At 70.3% G+C, this 23,018-nt stretch carries 19 protein-coding genes and 3 pseudogenes; 13 read left to right on the top strand and 9 right to left on the bottom strand.

Translation table 11 applies throughout. From position 1 onward, the window contains the following. The first annotated feature begins 31 nt into the window (after positions 1-31). Positions 32-2,293: an nSTAND3 domain-containing NTPase gene (locus AOK22_RS18330; protein WP_055699747.1), complete on the top strand. Its 2,262-nt coding sequence runs from the start codon at positions 32-34 to the stop codon at positions 2,291-2,293. Positions 2,294-2,887: 594 nt separating this feature from the next. Here AOK22_RS18330 and AOK22_RS44005 read toward each other — a convergent pair. Next, positions 2,888-3,004, bottom strand: a pseudogene (locus tag AOK22_RS44005) (DUF7701 domain-containing protein); the annotation flags it as partial. A gap of 412 nt (positions 3,005-3,416) precedes the next feature. Between AOK22_RS44005 and AOK22_RS18325 the strand changes: the two are divergent. Continuing rightward, positions 3,417-3,722, top strand: coding sequence for a hypothetical protein (locus AOK22_RS18325; RefSeq protein WP_055699746.1), 306 nt, complete (start codon positions 3,417-3,419; stop codon positions 3,720-3,722). A 206-nt stretch (positions 3,723-3,928) separates the two neighbouring features. Here AOK22_RS18325 and AOK22_RS18320 read toward each other — a convergent pair whose 3' ends face one another. The 4 genes from AOK22_RS18320 to AOK22_RS18305 form a co-directional block, all read right to left on the bottom strand. Continuing rightward, the gene (locus AOK22_RS18320; protein WP_055699745.1) at positions 3,929-6,619 is read right to left on the bottom strand and encodes a hypothetical protein; all 2,691 of its coding nucleotides are present in this window, start codon (positions 6,617-6,619) and stop codon (positions 3,929-3,931) included. Positions 6,620-6,795: 176 nt separating this feature from the next. Then, entirely contained in the window at positions 6,796-7,917 is a 1,122-nt protein-coding gene (locus AOK22_RS18315; protein WP_079036656.1) for a fatty acid desaturase family protein, read from the bottom strand. Positions 7,918-7,998: 81 nt separating this feature from the next. Continuing rightward, positions 7,999-9,126: a ferredoxin reductase gene (locus tag AOK22_RS18310; RefSeq protein ID WP_079036655.1), complete on the bottom strand. Its 1,128-nt coding sequence runs from the start codon at positions 9,124-9,126 to the stop codon at positions 7,999-8,001. 294 nt (positions 9,127-9,420) lie between these two features. Beyond that, the gene (locus AOK22_RS18305; RefSeq protein WP_063795291.1) at positions 9,421-9,864 is read right to left on the bottom strand and encodes a DUF5994 family protein; all 444 of its coding nucleotides are present in this window, start codon (positions 9,862-9,864) and stop codon (positions 9,421-9,423) included. A gap of 571 nt (positions 9,865-10,435) precedes the next feature. Between AOK22_RS18305 and AOK22_RS18300 the strand changes: the two genes are divergently transcribed. Together AOK22_RS18300 and AOK22_RS39840 are read left to right on the top strand one after the other, a co-directional pair. Continuing rightward, entirely contained in the window at positions 10,436-10,879 is a 444-nt protein-coding gene (locus tag AOK22_RS18300; RefSeq protein WP_141753754.1) for a DUF5994 family protein, read from the top strand. A gap of 43 nt (positions 10,880-10,922) precedes the next feature. Next, positions 10,923-11,462, top strand: a pseudogene (locus AOK22_RS39840) (DUF5994 family protein); the annotation flags it as partial. Here AOK22_RS39840 and AOK22_RS39835 read toward each other — a convergent pair. Beyond that, positions 11,423-11,749, bottom strand: a pseudogene (locus AOK22_RS39835) (pyridoxamine 5'-phosphate oxidase family protein); the annotation flags it as partial. The pseudogenes AOK22_RS39840 and AOK22_RS39835 sit on opposite strands and share 40 nt — an antisense overlap. A gap of 165 nt (positions 11,750-11,914) precedes the next feature. On the opposite strand from AOK22_RS39835, the gene AOK22_RS18290 reads away from it, so the two are divergent. Further along, the gene (locus tag AOK22_RS18290) at positions 11,915-12,559 is read left to right on the top strand and encodes an isochorismatase family protein (RefSeq protein WP_055699742.1); all 645 of its coding nucleotides are present in this window, start codon (positions 11,915-11,917) and stop codon (positions 12,557-12,559) included. A 38-nt stretch (positions 12,560-12,597) separates the two neighbouring features. Here AOK22_RS18290 and AOK22_RS18285 read toward each other — a convergent pair whose 3' ends face one another. Further along, the gene (locus AOK22_RS18285; RefSeq protein ID WP_055699741.1) at positions 12,598-13,053 is read right to left on the bottom strand and encodes a Rieske (2Fe-2S) protein; all 456 of its coding nucleotides are present in this window, start codon (positions 13,051-13,053) and stop codon (positions 12,598-12,600) included. A 40-nt stretch (positions 13,054-13,093) separates the two neighbouring features. Continuing rightward, positions 13,094-15,247, bottom strand: coding sequence for a S9 family peptidase (locus AOK22_RS18280; RefSeq protein ID WP_055699740.1), 2,154 nt, complete (start codon positions 15,245-15,247; stop codon positions 13,094-13,096). Positions 15,248-15,311: 64 nt separating this feature from the next. On the opposite strand from AOK22_RS18280, the gene AOK22_RS18275 reads away from it, so the two are divergent. From AOK22_RS18275 to ung, 6 genes are all read left to right on the top strand, one after another. Further along, positions 15,312-16,100 carry a HipA family kinase gene (locus AOK22_RS18275; protein WP_055699739.1) on the top strand — a complete coding sequence of 263 codons (789 nt, stop codon included), beginning with the start codon at positions 15,312-15,314 and terminating at the stop codon, positions 16,098-16,100. Then, the gene (locus tag AOK22_RS18270; RefSeq protein ID WP_055699738.1) at positions 16,097-16,495 is read left to right on the top strand and encodes a DUF3037 domain-containing protein; all 399 of its coding nucleotides are present in this window, start codon (positions 16,097-16,099) and stop codon (positions 16,493-16,495) included. Before AOK22_RS18275 ends, AOK22_RS18270 begins: the two co-directional genes overlap by 4 nt. A 171-nt stretch (positions 16,496-16,666) precedes the next feature. Then, a complete protein-coding gene (gene fabG / locus AOK22_RS18265) occupies positions 16,667-17,428 on the top strand; it encodes a 3-oxoacyl-ACP reductase FabG (RefSeq protein WP_055699737.1) in 762 nt (253 codons plus the stop codon). Between the two features lie 17 nt (positions 17,429-17,445). Beyond that, complete coding sequence (locus AOK22_RS18260; protein ID WP_055699736.1) at positions 17,446-18,201, top strand: SDR family oxidoreductase; 756 nt, start codon at positions 17,446-17,448, stop codon at positions 18,199-18,201. A gap of 185 nt (positions 18,202-18,386) precedes the next feature. After that, on the top strand, positions 18,387-19,961 hold the full coding sequence (locus AOK22_RS18255) for an ABC transporter substrate-binding protein (RefSeq protein ID WP_055699735.1): 1,575 nt from the start codon (positions 18,387-18,389) through the stop codon (positions 19,959-19,961). Positions 19,962-20,052: 91 nt separating this feature from the next. Continuing rightward, positions 20,053-20,736: a uracil-DNA glycosylase gene (gene ung, locus AOK22_RS18250; protein ID WP_055699734.1), complete on the top strand. Its 684-nt coding sequence runs from the start codon at positions 20,053-20,055 to the stop codon at positions 20,734-20,736. A 30-nt stretch (positions 20,737-20,766) separates the two neighbouring features. Here the strand turns inward: ung and AOK22_RS18245 are convergent, their stop codons facing one another. After that, on the bottom strand, positions 20,767-21,210 hold the full coding sequence (locus AOK22_RS18245) for a DUF3224 domain-containing protein (RefSeq protein ID WP_055699733.1): 444 nt from the start codon (positions 21,208-21,210) through the stop codon (positions 20,767-20,769). Positions 21,211-21,399: 189 nt separating this feature from the next. On the opposite strand from AOK22_RS18245, the gene AOK22_RS18240 reads away from it, so the two are divergent. Further along, positions 21,400-22,434, top strand: a complete 1,035-nt coding sequence (locus tag AOK22_RS18240) for a helix-turn-helix transcriptional regulator (protein WP_055699732.1) — start codon at positions 21,400-21,402, stop codon at positions 22,432-22,434. A gap of 96 nt (positions 22,435-22,530) precedes the next feature. Beyond that, a partial coding sequence (locus AOK22_RS18235; protein WP_055699731.1) for a tetratricopeptide repeat protein occupies positions 22,531-23,018 on the top strand: 488 nt, incomplete at its 3' end.

Raw genomic sequence — 23,018 nt, 5'->3', positions numbered from 1 at the left:
CCGGTAGCGGCACTGACGGAGCGAACACGACGTGGATTCCTTCGAGTTGGGGCGGTTGACAGACCATGACTTCGAGGTGGTCTGCCGTGATCTGTTCAGTGATGTTCTCGGTATACCGCTGGAAATCTTCCCGCGCGGCCGGGACCGTGGCATCGACCTGCGGCACGCCGCCCCCGCCGGGACGACCATCGTGCAGTGCAAGCACTGGCCGCGCGCGACCCAGAAGACGCTGATCGGACGCCTGATCAAGGATGAACTGCCCAAGGTCCGCGCACTTGCACCTGACCGTTACATCGTCGCCACGACGGTCGGCCTGACCGTCGACGGCAAGGAAGAACTCCGCGACGCCTTCGCCCCTCACGTACACAGCACTGGCGACCTGTACGGCTTGGACGAGATCGTCGCCGAACTACTACTCCGCCCCAACCTGGTCCGACGGCACTTCCGACTCTGGCTGAGCAGCACCGCCGTCCTTCAGACCGTGCTGAACCAGGATCAGTACCTGCGCTCATCATGGCTGCAGAAGCGGCTGCGACAAGTCGCCGACACGTTTGTCCCGCACGAGGGCTTCGAACGGGCCAAGCAGCTTCTGGACACCCAGCAGGTCTGCGTCATCGTCGGCATCCCTGGGGTGGGCAAGACGACAGTGGCTCTGATGCTCGCGGCCTGGCTGGTGGGCAACGGCTACGAGGTCCACGAGATCTCCCAGGACGTCGATGAGATCGGCACCCTGTGGCGCGACGGGACCCGGCAAGTTTTCCTTTACGACGACTTCCTGGGTCGTACAACCCTGGACGCACCGTTCAACAAGAACGAGGACAACCGCCTCCAGTCAGTGATCCGCGAGATCCAGGAAACCCCCGGCAAAGCACTGGTGATGACGACCCGCGACTACATACTGGAGCACGCTCGTCTCCGGCACGACCGGCTGACGGCGCAGGATGTGTCTGACGCGATCAGCGTGATCCAGCTGACCGACCTGAGTCTACGCGTACGAGGCCAGATCCTTTACAACCATGTTCACCATTCGCCGCTAACGCAAGAGATGAAGCGCCGGTTTGCCGATCCGGAGGTCTGGCCCATGGTGATCGAGCATAGGAACTTCAATCCTCGTCTGGTAGAGGAAACTCTCCGGCTATCCGCACGCAAGGGTCAGGACGTCGCCGCAGCGATGCTGGAAAACCTGGACAACCCTCGCCGTGTCTGGGAACGCATCGTGGAGAACGAGCTGACTGACGAGGCTGTCCACCTGCTCGAGGTGCTGTTCACGTTTGGGTCCGCTGGTCTGGACAGCCTTGAGGCATCCTGGCAGATCTACCGCAAGGAAATGGATCAGTCAGCGGACGGCCGGACGTTCCGCAGGGCTCTTCAGGTGCTGGACGGGACCATGGTTTCGGTCGAGCGGGGCCAGGTAGCGTTCCACAACCCCTCGATCGAGGACTATGTCCGCTTCCATCTCGACGCAGGACGGACCCGCTTGGCGGATCTACTCAAGGCACTTATCTACGAGGAACAGGTACATCGACTCATCGACGCAGCTGATTTAGCCGACGGGGCGGGCATCCTGGCTTGGCTGCGGGAGCATGAGTCGGCCGTGGCAGCCATCATCATGGAGTTGGAAGGCCCAGAGACCAGTTTGTCCGATGAGGACGAAAGCCAGTCGACCCACCTGCAGTGGGTTCTGGAGACGGCTGGCTTGCTGAACTCCTCGACACTTGCCGCGTACGTAATGAGCGAGACACTCCCCCCGTTCACTTACTACGAGTACTTCTCCCACTTGGAGAGTCTGGCCGATTCTCTCAGCGCCAGCCGATTGGTACCGGAGGAATACGCCGAACGCTTCCGGAAGAAAGTGGCTGAAAGTATTCGCAGCGAGGTCGAGATAAGCGTCGAGGCTGGCGACTGGTATCAGTCCATCGCGTTGTACGAGTGGCTACGCCAGACGCCCTCCCGAGCAATCCGTGAACCGGTGACCGAGGGCCTGGTCCAGTGCGCCCTGAAGGAGCTGCGCCGACTCGCCGCGCTGCCGGAGCGCGAGCCGCATGTTAGGGACCTGGAACCGTGGAAGGAGCTGGTGGATTTCCTCACGGAGCACGGCGCCAAGGACGAGCTACCGGAAGAGTTCGCCACCGTGTACAGCAGAGTTGAGCGCTTGATCGCGCTTCAGGAAGCGGAGCGGAGTGAGCGGATTCAAACACACCAGGTCCAGCAGGATCAGCCCAAGCGTACTAACGCCACACGTGATCATGCGGTGGTCGCAGCGCTGATGCGCAAGCTTGACGACACGCAATAGCCTCTTCCAGTTGGGCGTATAACTAGTCGGCGGAGGTGAAGCTCGGGCCCAGGGCGCCGACAGGCTGCCTGTCAATGCGGGTCAGAGCGAACGAGCTGCTGCGACAGCCCTACGCGCAGAGCCAGGGATTCCATGGAACCCAATACGCCGCGACGAGCGGAGTCTCCGGCCCATGCCACATGTCCCGCTGGGAGCCAACCCGCCCCCCAAGCCCCTTCGACACCATCCGAGACCATCACCCCCCCAACGCTCTGACCAGACAGAACACCAAACCACCCGATGCCGACCTCACCCGAACCTCATTCAAGACGAAGAGGTCGTGGGTTCAAATCCCACCGTCCCGACAGAGAAGTACCAGGTCAAGAGCCTGATCCTCACTGAGGATCAGGCTCTTCTTGCGTCTCTGGTGATCGTTTGGGAGAAATCCGGGAGAAGATCTTGGTCGGGGTCTCCCGGGCGAACCCGAGACCCACCTCGCAGCCTGTCCCATATGCGACATCTCGATACTGCGCGTCTGGGTATCCGCAGCCCTGAAACCAGCACGACGCACGGCACGAGTGCCATGCACCGCCCGGTCTTGGTTAAGACGTGGCGCTAACGACCCGCGCTACCGTCCATGCTTCGAGCAGCCGCTCGGATCGCTCTCGCGTACGGGACATCAAACGCCCGAGTCTTTGGATCAAGTTCCCGGAAGGGCACCAATGCCTCATGTGTATCGTCGACAGGAGCAAGTGCGCCCCAACGAACGCCCCCGAACTTGCCCTACGCCGGCACCAGGGGCTGCCCGACACGGATGCATGGCAAGGCGACCCAGCGATGGCCAGTCGACTCCCCGCAACCTCCTATGCAACATCGCGTCCAGTGCAGCGACCGGTGACCGACGGCACATGACCAGCCGGGCATCGAGTGCGAGGAGGCAGCGTCCGCGTTCGTCGTGCGTCCAAGCTGGGCGACCGACGCCGACGCACCGAGGGCGCTGTACGACGATCCGCCGACCGCACCCAACTTCCCGGACGGGGGAGCAAGATGAACGGGGGTTGCGCGGATTACCCCCGCCTGCCACATGGTTGGCGCGGCCCGTCGCAGTGGCGAGCCCTACCCGCCTCGCAGGAGTGATGCTGCCGTGTCCGCGCTCTTCGACAAGTTCCTGATTCCGACTGCAGTCGGCCTGGTAGTCACCGGTCTCGCCGCCGCAGCCGGCTGGCTCTACCGGCGTCGCCGGACCACCCCGACAGCTCCCCGCGTGCTGCGCCGCTTCAGTCTGCTGGGCACCACCGGCGCCGACGGCACCCCTCTGTACTACGAAACCACCCGCGCCCCCGGCAGCGTCGTCATCCGCCGAGTCGGCAGCCTGTCCCAACGCTTCGAGCTCACCGATGTCCCGCTCGGCGACGGCACATACGCCGCCGAACCCCTCGACCACCTGTAGGACGACCAGAGCACGGAGTGTGTGTGACCGCGAGCGCCCTCGGGCAGGGCCGCCCACTTTCATCGCACGCGACTAGGTTCACAACCACAGCCAGCCGAAACGGCTGTGCTCGCAGTCGAACGACTGGGCTGAATGACGGCGGACAGAACTACTGTCTCGTGCATTCCAATTGAGGCGTCCGGCAGCTTTCGAGCCGCACCGACTGGTTACGGCGTTCCGGTGGCCGACCGTGACGCGAGCAGAGCGCGTCGGTCGATGACCATGCTGCGCCAGCGTTGGCGTACTGTCCGCTGCTCGTCGAGCCACCGTGCGCGGGAGGGACTGTCGAGCGGGAGGTCGGCCATGAAGTGGGCGATGTCGACGTAGTAGGCGTAGTAGCCCTCACGGGTCATCTCACGGAGTCGACTGATGCTGGACGCGACGCCCGCCTGGCCGTCGCGGATGGCGTGATGGAAGGCGCGTGCCAACTCGAGCTTGGCCTGGACGAAGAGCAGCCCCGACGTACTGATCTCTGCGGCCAGTACCTGCGCCCTGTCCTCGGCTCCCATATCCGTGCCAGCGTCGCGCAGGAGGGCTGCGATCCGTACGTCCAGGGTCGCAGCGCGCAGGTCGACCCGGGACAGGAGGTTTTCAGCGAGGTCGATCTCATCATCGGTGGTGGGGTCGGTCGCGAAGGCGAGGGTGAAGGCCCGCATGGCCTGTGACATGGCCGCCTCCCCGTTCTTGCCGTGTTCCTCGCCTTCCGCGCGGGCTGCCCCAAAAGCTTCTGCAGCCGAGGCCATGTCGCCCTGTACCCATCGCACGTCGCCGACGACGCGGTGGTGCCGGCCCGCCCAGCCCAAGTGTTCGGCCGCCTGAAGAGCGGTCGGGAAGTCGCCGGCGAGTCGGGAGAGATGGGCGAGCCCACGGCGGGCATTCGCTGCGAGACGTCCGCCACCTGCGGCGACCACCTGCATCCCCTGGCGGGATCCCTCGGTGTGCCCGAGGTCGCGCTGCGCCTTGGCCCGGTAGTAGATGGCGACCTCGTGCAATTCCACGGGCAGCAGCCCGGTGTCAGCCACTGCGACCAGGCGCTCCACTGTGCGGGCGCGGTTCTCGTGCTGCCTGCGGGCGAGCGCACTGAGCAACTCCACCAGCACGTCAGCGGATGTGGCTGTGACGCCCTCCGCTTCGGAGCCGGCGGCCAAGTCCAGCGGCTCCCATACGGAGTCGCCGATGTAGGTCCAGGCGGCCTCGATGAGCCAGCCGAGGTCGAGACGGTAGTCACGGGCGATCGCCAGTCCCTGGCGCAAGCAGCCCACGAGCAGTAGGCGATCGCGGTCCGAGCCGCTGCTCCACTGCTCTCCAAGAACGGCGAGGGCCCGGACGGCGGCCTGCTGCCAGTCGGCCGGAGACCATCGGTCGTCGGTCTGGTCGTCGGCGCCCCGGATCGTCGCGCGGATGAGGGCGTGCAGGTAGAAGGGCCACAGGCCGTAGGGCGTCTCTCGTACGAAGGGACGCTCGACGAGCCGCAGCGCCGGCGCTTCTTGGGGGAGCCCCGCAGCCCGGGTGGCCAGGGCGACGTCGAAGGAGGAAAAGAGGCTGGCGGAGCGCAAGACGTGGCGCTCGGGGGCGGTGAGGTCGGAGAGAGTACGGGCAATCAGCGCGGGGAAGTCGTGGTCGAAGTCGGTCGGCTGTGGGGTATGCCCGTTGCGTCGGAGTTCCAGGAACCTCATCACGGAGAGGTCCAGGTACAACGGCAGGCCGTGCGAGCGCTGTCCGATCACCCTTCGAATGGCATCGCCGATCAAGGGGTGGCCGTTTACGGAGAGGCGGCGGGCGAGGTAGTCGTCGCAATCCTCGAAGGAGAAGTCGCCGATCAGCATCTGCCGTTCACGGCCGGGGGCGGGGAACTCCGCACGGGTCTGGGGAATGTCGTGAGCAACCAGGCCGGGCCAGGCGGCGGGTCCGGTGAAGTCGAGCTGGCCCTGAAGGGCTTCGTCGGCCCACTGCAGGCGGGAGCGGCCGGTGATGACGAAGAAGGCATTCGGCATCAGCCACACCAGGCGCTGCAGGAGGCGTTCAAAGTCCCGGTGGGTGCGGTCCCCGATCTCCTCGAAGGCATCCATCAAGACCACTGGAGTGACCTTCTTCGCGGTGGGTAGCCGGGCAAGCTCCCAGGCAAGCAGGTGCGGGTAGTAGGACAGGGAGTCCAGATCCGGTTCGCTCTCCAGGAGATCAGCCAGGCGTACGCAGCCAGCGAGCGCCCGCACGGTCTGCCGACGCTCGCGCAGCGCTCCGACGAGCGCCCCGGTCACCTGCCCGATCGCAGAGCCCACCGTGCCCGGCAGCATTAGGGCCTGGGCGACATCGGCGAGCGCGGACTGCATCTGCTGCGGCAACGCCTTGCCGAACCGGGCGGTCAGGCCGCCGCGGTTGAGGAAGTCCTCCAGCGGATCCCCTGGATGCTGATGCTCCCAGTAACGGCGTAACGCCACGTCGAAGGCAGGCAGAGGCCGGCCGATCGCGGCCAGCGCGAGGCGCACGCTGAGCACGACCTTCTCGAAGTCGGGATTCGCGGAGCGCGCGAGATCGATTCGTACGGGCAGGATCCGCGCTCCGCCCCATGCGGGGGCACTCCACTGGGCGGGGCGCTGCCCCGGTTCGGCAAGGGACGCCTCGAACTTGCGCGACAACGTGGACTTCCCGATGCCACCGATCCCATGGAAGACCACCACGTTGTCTCGGGCGGCCTCCAGGTCATCCGGAGCGAAGGCAGGACTGTTGACATGCCGCAGATGCTCGGCGAGCGCGGCGACCACGAACCCCCACTGCGCCTGCCGGTTCGTGAACGCCTCCGCAGCCCCAAGCGTGCGGTCGTTCGTACTGAACAGCGCGCGCAGATCCCGACCTGCCACACCAACCCCCACCAATGATCACCTGGCCGCCAACCTATGCCCGCCCCAATCCTGTTGAGGCAGCATTCCTGAAGACGGCCGCGCCCGCACCAGTGCGTACTGCCACCAGGCATGAGCGGGGCAGGGCCACCAGTAGACAGCCAGGCAGGTCGTGGGTCGAATCCCGCCGGGCTTCGTTACGGCAGGGCGTTGCGTAGGACTCGGGTCCACATTGATGTGTATTGGTGCCACAGCGGGCCGGTGACGTAGGGGAGGTCGTGGCGGGCGCAGATCTTTCGCACCTCGGGGGCCAGTTGGGCGTAGCGGTTGCTGGGGAGGTCGGGGAAGAGGTGGTGCTCGATCTGGTGGCTGAGGTTGCCGGTGAGGAGGTGCAGGAGCGGGCCTCCCGTGATGTTCGCCGAGCCCTGGATCTGGCGCAGGTACCACTCCCCGCGGCTCTCGCCGTCGAGCCGTTCCTCGGTGAAGGTCTGCACGTCGTCGGGGAAATGGCCGCAGAAGATGACCGTGTGCGCCCAGACGTTGCGGGCGACGCCCGCGGTGATGTTGCCGAGGAGGCAGGGCAGGGCGGAGGGGCCGGCAAGGAGCGGGAAGAGGACGTAGTCCTTGGCCGCCTGGCGAACCGCCTTGCGCGCCAGCCCGGTTGCGTCCCTCAGGAAGGCACGCACGCTCTTGCGGCCCGACGGCACCGCGTCGGCCTCCAGGTCGTACAGGGCTATGCCCCACTCGAAGACCGGCGCGAGCAGGGCCGTGTACAGCGGCTGGAGCAGGTGGTGCGGGCGCCAGGGCTGGTCCGGGCTCATGCGCAGGATCGTGTAGCCGAGGTCGCGGTCACGGCCGACGACGTTGGTGTAGGTGTGGTGCAGGTGGTTGTGGGTGCGTTTCCAGGCGTCGGCCGGGGTGACGAAGTCCCACTCCCAGGTGGTCGAGTGGATCGCCGGGTCGCCCAGCCAGTCCCACTGGCCGTGCAGGATGTTGTGGCCCAGCTCCATGTTCTCCAGCGTCTTGGCGAGCGCCAGCAGGGTGGTGCCCGCCACCCAGGCGGGCGGGAACAGGGAGACGGCGAGCGCCAGGCGGCCGCCGGCCTCGCAGCCGCGCTGCACGGCGATCACCGTACGGATGTAGTGGGCGTCGTCCGGTCCGCGGGCCGCCACGATCTCGGCGCGGAGCCGGTCCAGTTCCCGGCCCAGTTGCTCGGCCCTGTCGGTGTCCCGTGCCACGGGCGGCGGCGTTCCCTCGGACCCGGTGACGGCCCCGGGGACGGTCGCGGCGACCGCCCCGGTGACGGTCGCCGCAGGCATCAACGGGGGTGCGGGTGTGGGTTCCGGCGTAGGTACGGGCGTGGGAAGAGGCATGGGAGTCTCCTCGCAGAGCTCTGGTTCTCACAGGTCGAGGACGAGCGGACCCGCGGCACCGTTGACGCAGGTCTGGATCAACTCACCGGGTTCCCCCCGTAGGTCACCGGTCCGCAGATCGCGCACGCGGCCGTCGAGGAGCGGGACGAGGCAGCCGAGGCACAGGCCGCGCCGGCACCCGTGGGGCATGGGCACCCCCGCCGATTCACCGACCGCGAGGAGAGGGGCCGCTGCCGCCGCGTCCGCCTCCACGCCGCTGCGGTCGAACCGCACCCGGCCGCCGGTGGCGTCGGCACCCGGCGCCCGCAGGGGCGCCAGGTGGAAGCGCTCCACCCGCAGCCGTTCCCGCACCCCCGCGGCGGCCCACTGCCTCTCGGCCGTGTCGAGGAGTCCGGCCGGGCCGCACACCCAGGCCTCCCGACGGCGCCAGTCCGGGCAGAGTCCGACGATCCGGTCCGCGGTGAGCCGTCCCTCCGTACGCGTATGCGTCACGCGCACGCTCAGCCATGGCAACCGGCGCTCCAGCACGGCCAGTTCGGCACGGAAGAGACACTCGGCCGGTGACGGCGCGCTGTGCAGGAGCAGTGTGTCCGGGGCGGCACCGCCGTGCCGTGCGAGCGTGCGCAGCATCCCCATGACGGGCGTGAGACCACTGCCCGCCGTCACGAAGAGGAGCCGTTCGGGCAGCGGCAGCGGCAGTACGAACTCCCCCCGCGCCGGGCCGAGCCGGAGCAGGGCTCCGGGTGCGGTCCCGTGGACCAGGTGCGGGGAGACCCGGCCGTCGGGGCGGGCCTTCACGGTGATGGTGATCTCGTCCCCGGGTCCGTCTCCGGGTGGCGAAGTGATCGAGTACGTACGCCAGTGCCGTACACCGTCGATCTCGACTCCGAGCGGCAGATACTGTCCGGCCCGGTGGCCGTGCCAGCCCCTGCCCGGCCGGATCGCCAGCGTGGCCGCACCGGGCGCCTCCCGTCGCACGGCGCTCACCCGGCCCGCGGGATGCCGCGCCGACCACAGCGGATCGATCAGGCCGAGGTAGTCGTCCGGCGAGAGCGGGCTGGTCAGCCAGGACACGGCCGCCAGTACGGCCCGCACGCCGGGCCTCGACGCTCCGGGCCGCGACACTCCGGGCAACAGCGATGGGCGCACGGACATACGGGTGTCCCTCCCCTCGGCCCTCTGATCCCCTGGTCCCGGGACCTCTCACGGTCCCCGGACCCCGGGCCCTCTCACGGTCGACTGGACCGCTCACGCCGAGCGAAACACACCGCGCACCGGACCACATCCCCGCACGGCACGCTTTGCGCCGCCGCCGGCACGGCCCCGGTCAGGCGGGACGCGCCGGTGCCCAGCGTGCGGCGCCGCCGACGCGGCCGAGAACGGCCTGATGACGGCGACGGGCCCGACCCGCGACGTCCGCTCCCGGTGACGCCCGTCGCGGGGCCGCTCTCAGGACCGCGCCCGAGGGACCGCCACGGAGGACGCCGGCACCCCGACGCTCCCCTCTTCCGCCGCCCTCTCCATGATCGGCCCCGCGGCCTCCTCTGGCGTGTCCGGCGGCACGACGAGCAGGTCCCAGCGCCCGCGGCCGGGGGCGAGGAGGACGACGGTGTGCACGGCCGCGGCCGTCAGGGTCCTGCGCAGCCGGACGACCTGGCCGGCGACGAGCGTCCGGCCCGGGGTCGACGACCAGTCCGCGCCGTTGAGCATGACGCTGGTGATGTGCCCCCAGGTACGGGGCAACCCGGCGAGCAGCCCGGGGAGTTCGGCGAGCAGATCGTACGAGCGCGGCCACCAGGCCCCGTCGATGGCGCGGGGCCCGTCGTCGTGGGGTGCCAGGCGCAGGCGTGGCCGGGGCGGGGAGGGAAGCGTGGTGTGCGGTGTGCGGGTCATGGGATGTGGCTCCTGCCTGCTGCCGTGCTCGAACGGGGGCATGGGGGTGGGCGGATGGTTCGCGGGTCGGTTCGTGGAGGCCGTCGCACGCGGCGGAGGCGGCGGCACCGGACCGGGCACGGGCGTGTCGACGCACCGGTGCGCCCGCGCCGGCGGGGCATCGAACTCCCCTACAGCGAAGCGGAGTTGCCGCCGCTGGCCCGGCGCCTGGGCCGGGACGGCCTCCGGCGGAGGTTCGGGGAGGTGCGGGTGGGAGAGGTCCGGGACATGGACGGGCTCCTCGACCGGATGGCGAACGGCGCGGCCGGGGTCCTGGGCTGCCCTTGCGCGGACGGACGGCGAGGGAGGAGTGCTCCGAAAGGTCGGGCACCGGCATACGGACGCCCTCGCCCCCTTCACCGTACTCCTGCCGGGCGGAGAAGGACCGGGACGTATGCTGGAGCCGCCGGACGCTTCTCGTACGCCGACTCCGCTCGGCGTCGCCTCCGGCGCACCACGACACCGGGTCGCACCGCCTGCGGCCCGAAGAGGGGCGTGCGTCGTGAACGCACCCATCGATCACCGCGGTTCAGTGGATTCAGCCGATCCGGGGCGACCCGCCGACTACCCGCCGGCCAGGCTCTCCCTGCGCCCGCCGACCTTCCCCCCGGGTCCGGTGTGCGGAGCCTGGTGGCCCCGCACCGACGACCTCGCCGCCGAACTGGCCTCGCTCACCGATGTGTTCGACGCGTCCCACGGCCTCGTGACACGGATCGCGTCGCACCACGGAAGCTGGCCGCACGAGCCGCGCGTCCTCTCCGTGACGGGGCACACGGTCTCGGCCCGGTGGTACGCCTCCGGCCTCGACCCGCACACGATCCGGCTCTTCTCCTGCGGGGCCCGCCGCTGGGACCTGCTCGTCGTCCCGCCGCGCAGCGAGGCCGGAGCGGCCGCCCGGCTGATGACGGCGGCGGCCGACCCCGCCCTCCACCTCACCGGAACGGCCCTGATGGCGACCGAGGACGCGTCCGGGTGACCGTGGGGGCCGCCGCCGGAGTACGCTCGACAGTACCGAGAGCATTTCCTCGACCGGCTTCCACGCCGGCATCCCTCTCGGTTCCATACGCCGGGACGGGCACCACCGCCCCGGGGACGGGTCGACACCATGACGGTGCTCACCGCACGACCCCCGCCGCCCCCACCGACCGCCGCGCCTTCCGCTCACCCGCCGCCGCGCCTGTCCCTCAAGCCTCCGGGACCGGCCTCCGGGCTGCTCGACGGCGCCTGGTGGCCGCGCTCCCGTGACCTCTTCCGTGAACTTCCCGCGCTGACCGACCTGCTGGACCCGCTGTGGGGCCGCATCACGCGCGTCACGGTCAACCCGACGCACTGGCCGGTGGTGCCGCGCAAGGTGCCCGTCAACGGCCATGTGGTCAAGGTCGGCTGGTACAAGGAAGAGCAGGACCCGCACCAACTCCTGCTGCTCTCCTACCACGTCGGACGCTGGGACCTGCTGATCATCCCTCCGGAGACCGGCGCGGCAGCCGCCGCACGGCTCATGAGCGCCGCCTGCGATCCCCGGATCGTCCGTACGGGCAGCGCTCTCCTCGCCGACGAACTCGACCGTGCCCGACAGTTCGACGCCGCGCAGCTCGCCGTACTCCTCCCCGGCGTCGACCACCACGGCGATCCTGCCGTCCTTGCGCAGGTCCGCCCAGCGCTTGCTGCGAGTGATCGAGTACAGCCACAGCGAGGTGCCGTCCCAGGCGAACCAGAGCGTGCTGGCGTGCGGGGCGCCGTCGGGGGAGACGGTCGCCACCCGGCAGGTGCGCTCCGCGGCGAGGAACGCGTCGAGCTCGTCCGGCGTCATCATGATCCTGCGGCCACGGCGCTGCGTGACGGCCATGTGTCCTCCCGAGTGGTGTCCCGCCAGGCATGTCTGACTGTGCGTCAGGAAAGAATGAGGGCTCTTCCTTCGTGACGCAATGGCCGTTAGCCTCGCGCGGATTCCGGGCGCGAGAGGGCGGCAGCCGGCCGGCCGGTGTCCCGGGCGTCCGCGACAGGGAGAGCCATGCCGTCGTCCGAACAGCTCAGGGAACTCCTCGACCCCGCCACCACCGTCCTCATGACCGTCGAGTGCCAGCAGGGTGTCGTCGGCACCGAGAGCGCGCTGCCCGAACTCGCCAAGGAGGCGCGGGCGTCGGGCGCCCTCGCCAATGTCGCGCGGCTGGTGTCCGCGGCGCACCACAGCGGTGTCCAGGTCCTGCACGCGGTGGCCGAGCGACGGCCCGACGGCCGCGGGGCCAACCACAACGCCCGGCTCTTCCGGGCCGCCGAACGGCTGCCCGTCCAGCAGCTCTCGGGCACCACCGCCGTACGGATCGCGCCGCCCGTCGAGGTGGCCGACGAGGACCTCGTCGTACGCCGCCTGCACGGCCTGTCACCGATCGCGGGCACCGACGTCGACCCCCTGCTGCGCAACCTCGGCTGCCGCACGCTGCTGGTCACCGGGGTCTCGGCCAACGTCGCCATCCCCAACGCGGTGTTCGACGCCGTGAACCTCGGCTACACCGCCGTCGTGCCCGCGGACGCCATCGCGGGAGTGCCCGCCGACTACACGCCCGTGGTGGTCCGCAACACCCTCGCGCTCGTCGCCACCATCACGACCACGAACGACGTGCTCGGCGCGTGGAAGCGGCCCGGCCGGGCCGGATAGCAGGTCCGGTACGCCGGTCGGGCCGCCTCGCGCCCCCGTCAGGCCAGCTTGATCGAGCCCCCCGTCACGGCGATCTCGGCCGCGGGCAGCGGCTGCGGCGCGGGGCCGCCCCGCACGCTGCCGTCGGCGATGTCGAACTTGCTCCCGTGACACGGGCAGTTGATGGTGCCGCCCTGGACGCCGGTCACCGCACACCCTTTGTGGGTGCAGCGGCTGGAGAACGCCTTGAACTCGCCCTTCGTGGGCTGGGTGACCACCACGCCCTCGTCCTTGAAGATCTTGCCGCCGCCCACGGGGATGTCCGACGTCTTGGCGAGCAGGGCTCCGGCGGCCCCGCCCGCCTCGGGGGCCGCTCCGGCGGATTCGCCGGAGTCCTCGTCGCCGTCGCCCCCGCCACCGCAGGCGGTGAGGGCGGCGGCGAGGCCCGCGGCACCGATCGTGGCCACGACGGTACGGCGGCAGGGTGCGGAGACCGTCTCATCAGAAGTCGTCATGACCGGAGATACGGGGCCGGGGCCCGCCGTGTTCAAACGCTCAATGACTTCCGTTCTGAAAGTCCAGGGACTTCCGCAGGAAGTCGAGTTCGAGCAGGAGGAGGTTCGCCGCCACCTCCTCCTGGGAGACCAGGTGGCTCGCGCCGGGCAGCGGCAGCACGGTGTGCGGGCGCCCCGCCGCCAGCAGCGCCGCGGACAAGCGCAGCATGTGCACGGGCAGGACGTTGTCGTCCGCGAGGCCGTGCACCAGCATCAGCGGCCGCGACAGGAGGTGCGCGTGCGCCACCAGGGAGCAGCGCTCGTACTGCTCGGGCTGGACGTCGGGATGCCCCAGATAGCGCTCCTTCCAGTGCGTGTCGTACAGGCGCAGGTCCGTCGGGGCGGCACCCGCCACCGCCGCGTGGAAGACGTCCGGGCGGTGCAGCACCGCGCCCGCCGCGAGGAAACCGCCGAAGGACCAGCCGCGGATGCCCACCCGCGAGAGGTCCAGGTCGGGACACTGCTCGGCGGCGGCGTGCAGCGCGTCCACCTGGTCGTCGAGCACGGGCGTCAACTGGTCGCCGTGCACGGCCCGCGCCCACTCCTCGCCGCGTCCCGGCGTGCCGCGCCCGTCCGTGACGAGCACCGCGTAGCCCTGCTCCGCGAACCACTGCGCCACGATCGTCCACCACGCGCGCGCGTGGACCACGAGTTGGAGTCCTGGACCCGCGTACGGGCACAGCAGCACCGGCAGCTTTCCCGAGCCGCTCGTGTGCCAGGACGGCAGATGGAGCGCGCCCCGCAACGCGCGCTCCCCGAGGGTGAGGTGGCGGGGCCGGGGCGTCACCACGGGCTCCTCGGCGAACACCGCGATCCGCCCGACGGGCTCGCCGCCCCGCAGCACGGTCACCGTCTGCCCCTCGGGCGTCCTGCTGTCGAGGACGACGGTGTCGCCGCCGACGGCGGCCGTGTGGATGCCGGGGCCCTCACTGATCCGGCGCAGCGTGCCGGTGCCGCGCTCCGGGGCGGGCTCGTCGTCCTGGTGGTCGAGGGACCAGACGTGGGTCTCCAGGGGGTCGTCCGACGCGGTGAACCACACCCGCTCGCCCACGGCGCCCAGGACCTCGCGCACCTGGAGGCCGCGCGGTGTCGTCGTGGCGCCGACGCCCAGGCCCCGCGTGTGACCGGGGACGCTCCGGTGCCGGACCACCCTGCCGCTCCCCAGGCGCAGGGGAGTGCCCGGCATCAGCTCCAGCCAGGCGGGGTCCCTCAGGTGCGCGACCCTCTCCGTCGCACCGGACTTCGGGTCCACCTCCAGGACGTACAGAGAACGCTGGTCGCGGGTCTGGAGCGTGATCAGGGGGCCGTGGGCGTCCCAGCGCACCGTGGGGACGTACTCCAGGGCGACATCGGTCCACTCTCCGGAGAGATGGTCCTCCTCGGGCACCCTCTCCGGAGTGAGCACCTTCGTACGGGTGCCGTCCAGGCGCAGGACGTGCAGTGACGTCTCGGCGTTGGCCGTGCCCGCCGCCGGATAACGGACCGCGCGCGGCGGCAGCTCGGGCCGCGCCGGGTCGGACAGCCACCAGCGCCGCACCCGCGAGGCGTCCACGCGCGCGACGATCAGCGCGTCGCTCGTCGGCGACCACCAGAACCCCCGCTGCCGGTCCATGGACTCGGCGGCCACGTGGTCGGCGAGACCGTAGGCGACCTCGTCGCCCTCGGGCTCCGCGAGCGCCCGGTCGCCCGTGCCGTCGGTGCCGACGACGCGCAGGGCGCCCCCGCTGACGTACGCGATGCGGGTCCCGTCCGGAGACGGGCGCGGGTCGACCACCGGACCCGCCGTGCGGATCCGGCGCGGCGCGCCGCCGTCCGTCGCCACCACCCACAGTGCGCCGCCCAGCGCGAACGCGACCACGCGCGCGTGGTGGTCGGTCGCGAAGGCCACCACTCCTTGCGACGACTCCCGCGCGCGTTCCCTGCGCACCCGCTCCGCCTCGGGCAGCGGACCCTCCGCGCCCAGGCCGAGCGGATCGACCAGCATGCGCTCGGCGCCGTTCTCGTGCACCCACAGCCTGCTCACCGGGTCGTCGCCCGCGGTGGAGCGGACGAACAGCACCCGCTCGCCGTCGGGGGAGACCACGAAGCCGCGCGGCACACCCAGCGAGAAGCGCCTGGTGCGCGCGAACTGCCGGGGAAGATCAAGGGAGTCCATGCCGGGCACTGTAGGCAGGCCCGCGGATGATCGAACAGCGCGGCAGCGGCAGTAATCTGGGGCCATGCTCAGCGAAGTCACCGCGGTCCGCTACGTCACGCCCCTGCGCGAGGGCGGCTCGCTGCCGGGGGTCGTCGAGGCCGACGACCACGGCGCGTACGGGACGTACGTCATCAAGTTCACCGGAGCGGGACAGGGCCGCAAGACGCTCGTCGCCGAGGTGATCTGCGGTGAACTCGCCCGCGAGCTCGGACTGCGCGTGCCGCGGCTCGTGGGGATGCGGCTCGACCCGGTGCTCGGCCTCGGCGAGCCCGACGAGCGCGTGCAGGCCCTGCTCAAGGCGAGCGGCGGCCTCAACCTTGGCATGGACTTCCTGTCGGGCGCCCTCGGCTTCGACCCGCTCGCCCACCACGTGGACCCCGCCGAGGCGGGGCGCGTCGTCTGGTTCGACGCCCTGATCAACAACGTGGACCGCTCCTGGCGCAACCCCAACCTGCTCATGGTCCGCGGCGACCTGTGGCTCATCGACCACGGTGCGAGCATGATCTGGCACCACAACTGGCGCACCGCCGAGACCGCCTCCGCCAAGCCGTACGACGCCTCGGACCACGTCCTCGCGCCGTACGGCCCCGACGTGGCCGGGGCGGCCGCCGGGCTCGCCCCCCTCGTCACCGAGGAACTGCTCACCGAGGTCACCGCGCGGGTGCCCGAGGAGTGGCTGGCGGACGAGCCGGGCTTCGCGGACGCGGACGAGGTGCGCCGCGCGTACGTGGCGGCGCTCCTCGCGCGCGTCAAGACCGTCCACGAGCGGATCACGCTGCCGGGGACCGAGCCGAAGGGCGCCACCAAGTGAGCGAGCAGACCGGGCCCGTCCGGGACGTCTTCGAGTACGCGCTGGTGCGCGTCGTGCCGCGCGTGGAGCGCGGCGAGCAGTTCAACGCGGGCGTCGTGCTCTACTGCCGGGCCAAGTCGTTCGTCGCCGCCCGCACCCACTTCGACGAGGGCAAGCTCCTCGCCCTGGACCCGGCGGCCGACGTGTCCGGCATCAGGGCCGCGCTCGGCGCCGTCGAGCGGATCTGCGCGGGCGGCGCGGCGGCGGGGCAGGCCGCGGACGACGACGCGGGGCGGCGCTTCCGCTGGCTCATCGCGCCGCGCTCCACCGTGCTCCAGCCCGGTCCGGTGCACACGGGCCTGACCGCGGATCCCGAGGCCGAGGTGAACCGCCTCCTCGACCTGCTGGTGCGGTGAGCGGCCCGGCGCGTCGGAGCGTCCCTGCGGGGTAAAGAATCACAGCTCTCCTGTGTGCCGTTGACACCCGGTGCCAGGGCTTCTAGCGTCTCGTCCAGCTGAAGGTACTAAGCGGTCGCTCACCATCGGGGCGTACCGTTGAGCCGCATCCCAAGGGCGAGGAGAACCAGCATGTCCACCACTGAGCAGCGCGTCGCTGTCGTGACCGGTGCCGCGCGAGGCATCGGCGCGGCGACCGCCGTACGGCTCGCCGCCGAGGGCCGTGCCGTGGCCGTCATCGACCTCGACGAGGCCGCCTGCAAGGACACCGTCGCGCAGATCACCGCGGCCGGTGGCAAGGCGATCGCCGTCGGCTGCGACGTGTCCGACGAGGCCCGGGTCGAGGCCGCGGTCGCCCGCATCGCCCAGGAGCTGGGCGCGCCGACGATCCTCGTCAACAACGCCGGCGTGCTCCGCGACAACCTGCTCTTCAAGATGAGCGCCGGCGACTGGGACACGGTCATGAACGTGCACCTGCGCGGCGCCTTCCTGATGTCCCGCGCCGTCCAGTCGCACATGGTCGAGGCGAACTTCGGCCGGATCGTCAACCTCTCCTCGTCCTCCGCGCTCGGCAACCGCGGCCAGGTCAACTACGCCGCCGCCAAGGCCGGCCTCCAGGGCTTCACCAAGACCCTCGCCAAGGAGCTCGGCAAGTTCGGCGTCACCGCCAACTCCGTCGCCCCCGGGTTCATCGTCACCGAGATGACCAAGGCCACCGCGGACCGCGTCGGCATGGACTTCGAGGAGTTCCAGGCCGCGGCCGCCACCCAGATCCCGGTGCAGCGCGTCGGCCGTCCCGAGGACATCGCCAACGCCATCGCCTTCTTCACGGGCGACGCCGCGGGCTTCGTCTCCGGCCAGGTCATGTACGTGGCCGGCGGCCCGCTCAACTGACCCGGAAGGCAAGGATCATGGCTGTGCAGGACAGTGGGAAGGCCGCGCTCGTCACGGGCGCGAGCCGCGGCATCGGATACGGCATCGCCGAGGCCCTGGTCGCCCGCGGCGACCGCGTCTGCATCACCGGACGCAACGAGGACGCCCTCAAGGAGGCCGTCGAGAAGCTCGGCTCCGACCGGGTCATCGGCGTCGCGGGCAAGGCCCACGACGAGGCGCACCAGGCGATCGCCGTCGAGCGCGCCATGGAGGCGTTCGGCCGCGTCGACTTCCTGGTCAACAACGCCGGTACGAATCCGGTGTTCGGGCCGATCGCCGAGCTCGACCTCAATGTGGCGCGCAAGGTGTTCGAGACCAACGTCATCTCGGCGCTCGGCTTCGCCCAGCAGACGTGGAAGGCCTGGCAGAGCGAGCACGGCGGCGCGATCGTGAACATCGCCTCCGTCGCGGGCGTCTCCGCGTCGCCGTTCATCGGGGCGTACGGGATGAGCAAGGCCGCCATGGTCAACCTCACCCTCCAGCTCGCGCACGAGTTCGCGCCGAAGGTCCGCGTGAACTCCATCGCGCCCGCGGTCGTCAAGACCAAGTTCGCCCAGGCGCTCTACGAGGGCCGCGAGGCGGAGGCGGCGGCCTCCTACCCGCTCGGGCGGCTCGGTGTGCCCGAGGACATCGGGGGCGCGGCCGCGTTCCTCACGTCCGCCCAGTCCGACTGGATCACCGGTCAGACACTCGTGGTCGATGGCGGCATCTTCCTCAATGCGGGCGTCGGCTGACGAAGCCCACGCAACCGCGGATTACGCCGTCAAAACCGACGTATAACCGCATCAAGTGCCCCGTCGGCATGCCGAGTTGGACCGGCGGGGCACTGCGATATGGTCTCCCGACCCCATGGCATGGCGGCCGATCGAGGAGCGTGCGCGTGTTCAGTGAAATTCCCCTTGTGAAGCGGAAGAGGGGTATGCGCCAAGTGGCGGCGCTCACGTCGATATCCCTGCTCGCGGGCTGCGGGGTGCTGTCCTCGGAAGGGTCGGACGAGGAGCAGCAGATCACCGTCGGCACGATGAGCGCGCCCAGCACCCTGGACCCGGCGAAGGCATGGGACAGTTCCTGGGAGCTCTACAGAAACGTTTTTCAAACGCTGCTCAGCTTCCCCTCGGGGGCCACCGAGCCCGAACCGGACGCCGCGGAGTCCTGCGAGTTCAGCGACTCCTCCAGCACGGTCTTCACCTGCAGGCTGCGCGAGGACCTGACGTTCTCCGACGGCGACGAGCTGAACGCCGCGGCGGTGAAGTACTCCTTCGACCGCATGCGGACCCTCGACGAGAAGGGGGTCGTCAAGGGCGGGCCCATGGGGCTGCTCGGCTCGCTCGACAAGGTCGAGACGAAGGGTGAGCGGACGGTCATCTTCCGCCTCAAGAAGTCCGACGCCACCTTCCCCTTCGTCCTCGCCACGCCCGCCATGTCGATCGTCGACCCCCAGGAGTACCCGGCGGACAAGCTCCGCGAGGGCGACGAGGTCACCGGCTCCGGCCCGTACACGCTCAACGCGTACACGCGCAACGAGAAGGCCGAGCTGGTCAAGAACGACCGGTACAAGGGGGCGGCCGACGTCAAGAACGACGGCGTCACCATCCGGTACTTCAAGAAGTCCTCGGCGATGGTCGAGGCGCTCAAGGCGAAGCAGATCGACGTGACCTTCCGCGGTCTCGCCTCCGAGGACATCATCGCCATGCAGGGCAAGGGCAGGCGCGAGCAGGACATCGAGCTCGTCGAGGGCGCGGGCACCGAGATCCGCTACCTGGTGTTCAACACCAAGGACCCCTGGGCGCGGAAGCTGCCGGTCCGGCGGGCCTTCGCGCAGCTCATCGACCGCGGGGCGATCGCCCACAAGATCTACAAGGACACCGTCGAGCCGCTGTACTCGATGGTCCCCAGGGGGCTCACCGGCCACGCCACCGGGTTCTTCGACGACTACGGAAACCCGAGTGTGGCCAAGGCCAGGAAGATCCTCGCCGACGCCGGCATCAACGGGCCGGTGCCGCTCACCCTCTGGTACACCTCCGACCGCTACGGTTCGGCGACCGCGCCGGAGTTCGCCGAGATCAAGCGGCAGCTGGAGGGCTCGGGCCTGTTCAGGATCACACTGAAGAGCCGCCCGTGGACCGAGTTCCAGGAGGGCTACAGCAACGGCGAGTACCCGGTCTTCGGACGCGGCTGGTTCCCCGACTTCCCCGACGCGGACAACTTCATCGCGCCGTTCGTCGGCCCCAAGAACGTGCTCAACACGCCGTACCCCTCCCGGGAGATCACCGACGAGGTGCTGCCGCGCGAGCGCAGGGAGACCGACCGGGGCGCGGTCATCGACCAGTTCGAGCGGGCGCAGGAGATCCTCGTCGACGACGTGCGGCTGCTGCCGCTGTGGCAGGGCAAGCAGTACATCATGTCCAGCGAGGAGATCGCGGGCGGCGAACGGGCCCTCGACCCGTCGGCGATCATGATGATGTGGGAGCTCCAGCGCAAGACGAGCTGGTAGCGCTTACGGTGCTCCGGGCGGGCCGGTCGATTGTCAGTGGGCGCCGGTAGGTTCTCCGGTGAGAAGTGACCGCACACCGGAGGTTGTTGACGTGACCGACATCGCCATGCTGCCCGCGTCCTGGCGCGGAGTCCTCGGCGAGGAGCTGCAGAAGCCCTACTTCAAGGAGCTCACCGAGTTCGTCGAGGAGGAGCGGGCGAAGGGACCTGTGTTCCCGCCGCGCGACGAGGTCTTCGCCGCCCTCGACGCGACGCCGTACGACCGGGTGAAGGTCCTGGTACTCGGCCAGGACCCGTACCACGGCGAGGGGCAGGGCCACGGCCTGTGCTTCTCCGTGCGCCCCGGTGTGAAGACCCCGCCCTCCCTGCGGAACATCTACAAGGAGATGAAGGAGGAGCTGGGCCACCCCGTGCCGGACAACGGCTACCTGATGCCGTGGGCCCAGCAGGGCGTCCTCCTGCTGAACGCGGTCCTGACGGTCCGCTCCGGCGAGGCCAACTCCCACAAGAACAAGGGATGGGAGAAGTTCACGGACGCGGTGATCCGCGCGGTGGCCGACCGCCCCGCCCCCGCCGTCTTCGTGCTGTGGGGGAACTACGCCCAGAAGAAGCTCCCGCTCATCGACGAGGAGCGGCACGTCGTGGTGAAGGGCGCGCATCCCTCGCCGCTGTCCGCCAAGAAGTTCTTCGGCTCGCACCCCTTCACGCAGATCAACGAAGCGGTGGCGGCGCAGGGGCACGAGCCGATCGACTGGCGGATCCCCGACATCGGCTGAGCCGACGGTGCCGGCCGGTGTGGCCGGCCGTCAGCCCCCAAGGGAGTAGTCGAGGGAGTACGGGGTGGAGGCCTGCCCCGTCCGTGCGGTGAAGGCGCCGGTTCCGGTGAGCCCCGCCAGCTCACCGGTGCCCGAGCCGGGCAGCACGGTGAAGGTGCACTCGATGGTGCCGTCGGCGGTGAAGGAGCCGCGCTGGTCGATCACGAACGACCCCGCGCGGCCGTCGAGGGTTCCGTCGACGAACTCGTGGCCGACGAAGGCGCCGACCGTCTCGGTCGTGTACGCGATGGAGTACTCGCAGGACGTGCCCTTCGCCTCGATGGCGCCGGCGTAGTCGTTGGCGACGGCGGCGTGTGTGATGCGCGCGCCGCCGTCCGCGCCCGCGACGGGGCTCTCGTCCCAGCGGGTGAAGGTGAAAGTGCCGGTGACGGTGGTGGCAGTGGCAGTGGCTGCGGATGCGGTGTGCGTGGGCATGGGTCTCCTCGGTGAGGTCGCCGCGGGGATCGCTGCGGGGGCTTGGGAACGGCTGATGAGGTGCCGCCCTCTTGTCGGGCGGGCCTCGTGGGGCTCGTGAGGCCCGCGCGGCCCTGTTCGGTGCCGCGAGGAAGACTCTGCCGGACGTACCTGACACCTTCTGTCAGGTACTGCGGCAGACTTGATCGCATGCGTGCCGACCGGCTCCTGGCCCTGCTTCTGCTGCTCCAGAACCGTGGGCGCATGACCGCGCCCGAACTCGCCGAGGAGCTGGAGGTCTCGGTCAGGACCGTCTACCGCGACGCCGAGGCGCTCGCCGCTTCCGGGGTGCCCGTCTACGCGGAGCGCGGTCCGGCGGGCGGCTTCCGGCTCCTCGACGGCTACCGCACGCGTCTGACGGGGCTCACCGACGACGAGGCCGACTCGCTCGCCCTCGCCGGAATGCCCGGGGCGGCGGCCGACCTGGGGCTCGGCGCGGAACTGGCCACGGCCCAGCTGAAGTTGGCGGCCGCGCTGCCCGCCGGTCTGGGGGAGCGGTCGCGGCGCATCCAGGACCGTTTCCACCTCGACGCGGCGGCGTGGTTCCGCACGGCCGACCCGGCGCCCCTGCTCGCGGTGGTCGCCGATGCGGTGTGGCGCCAGCGGGTGCTGTCGGCGCACTACCGGCGCTGGGGCGGGGACGTCCGGCGTGAGCTGCACCCTTTGGGGCTCGTCCTGAAGGCGGGCAACTGGTATCTGGTGGCGTCGGTCGCCGCCGGGGGCGGGGAAGGCGGTGGCCGTGGGGAGGCCGGCGGCGGCCGTGAGGACGACAGGGGCGGTACCGGCGGGGCGGTGCGGACGTATCGGGTGTCGAGGTTCCTGGCCGCGGCGGTGGCGGAGGAGGTGTGCGTCCGGCCCGACGGGTTCGATCTCGCGGTGTACTGGGAGGAGGCGTCGCGCGGTCTTGAGGCGCGCGTCCTGCGGGGGACGGCGCGGCTGAGGGTGTCCCCGGCGGGGCGTCGGCTGCTGCCCGCGCTGTTCGGGGCGCCGGGGGAGCGGGCCGTGGCCGGTGCGGAGGAGCCGGGTCCGGACGGCTGGACCGAGGTGGACCTGGAGGTGGAGGGGCTGCCGGTGGCGGTGACCGACATCCTCCGGCTCGGCCTGGAGGCGGAGGTGCTCGGACCGGCCGAACTCCGCGCCGAGGTGGCCAGGACCGTCACCGGGCTGGCCCAGCGGTATGCGTGAGCGCCCCGCGTCCGAACGTGCCTGACCGGGATTGTCAGTGGTGGCCGCTAGCGTCGTGAGAGATGGGGCGAAGGCCGCACGACCACGGAGGATCCGGTGACGGAGCAGCAGGAGCAGACGGCGGAGGACGCGATGATGACGCGGATCGGACAGGCGGTCATGCTGCATCACGGCGGGGACCGTGAGGAGGCGCAGGGGCGCTTCCTCGGCCTGTGGGGGGAGATCGGCGAGGACGGCGACCCGCTGCACCGCTGCACGCTCGCGCACTACATGGCGGACACGCAGGTGGACCCGTCGGACGAACTGGCGTGGGACCTGCGGGCGTTGTCCGCGGCGGACGAGCTCACGGACGAGCGGCTGACCGCGCACCACAAGTCGCTCGCGGTGCGCGGCTTCTACCCCTCGCTGCACCTCAACCTCGCGGCGGACTACGTGAAGCTGGGCCGCCCGGAAGCCGCGCGCAGCCATCTGCGCCGGGCCCGCGCGGCGGTGGGCTCCCTGGAGGACGACAGCTACGGCACGACCATCAAGTCGGCCATCGCGCGGATGGAGGAGGAGGTGGGGGAGGGGAGCGAGGAGGAGTG

It is taken from the genome of Streptomyces silaceus (assembly GCF_001419745.1).
GTDB lineage: Bacteria > Actinomycetota > Actinomycetes > Streptomycetales > Streptomycetaceae > Streptomyces > Streptomyces silaceus.
This window is presented reverse-complemented; position numbering and strand designations above follow the sequence as displayed.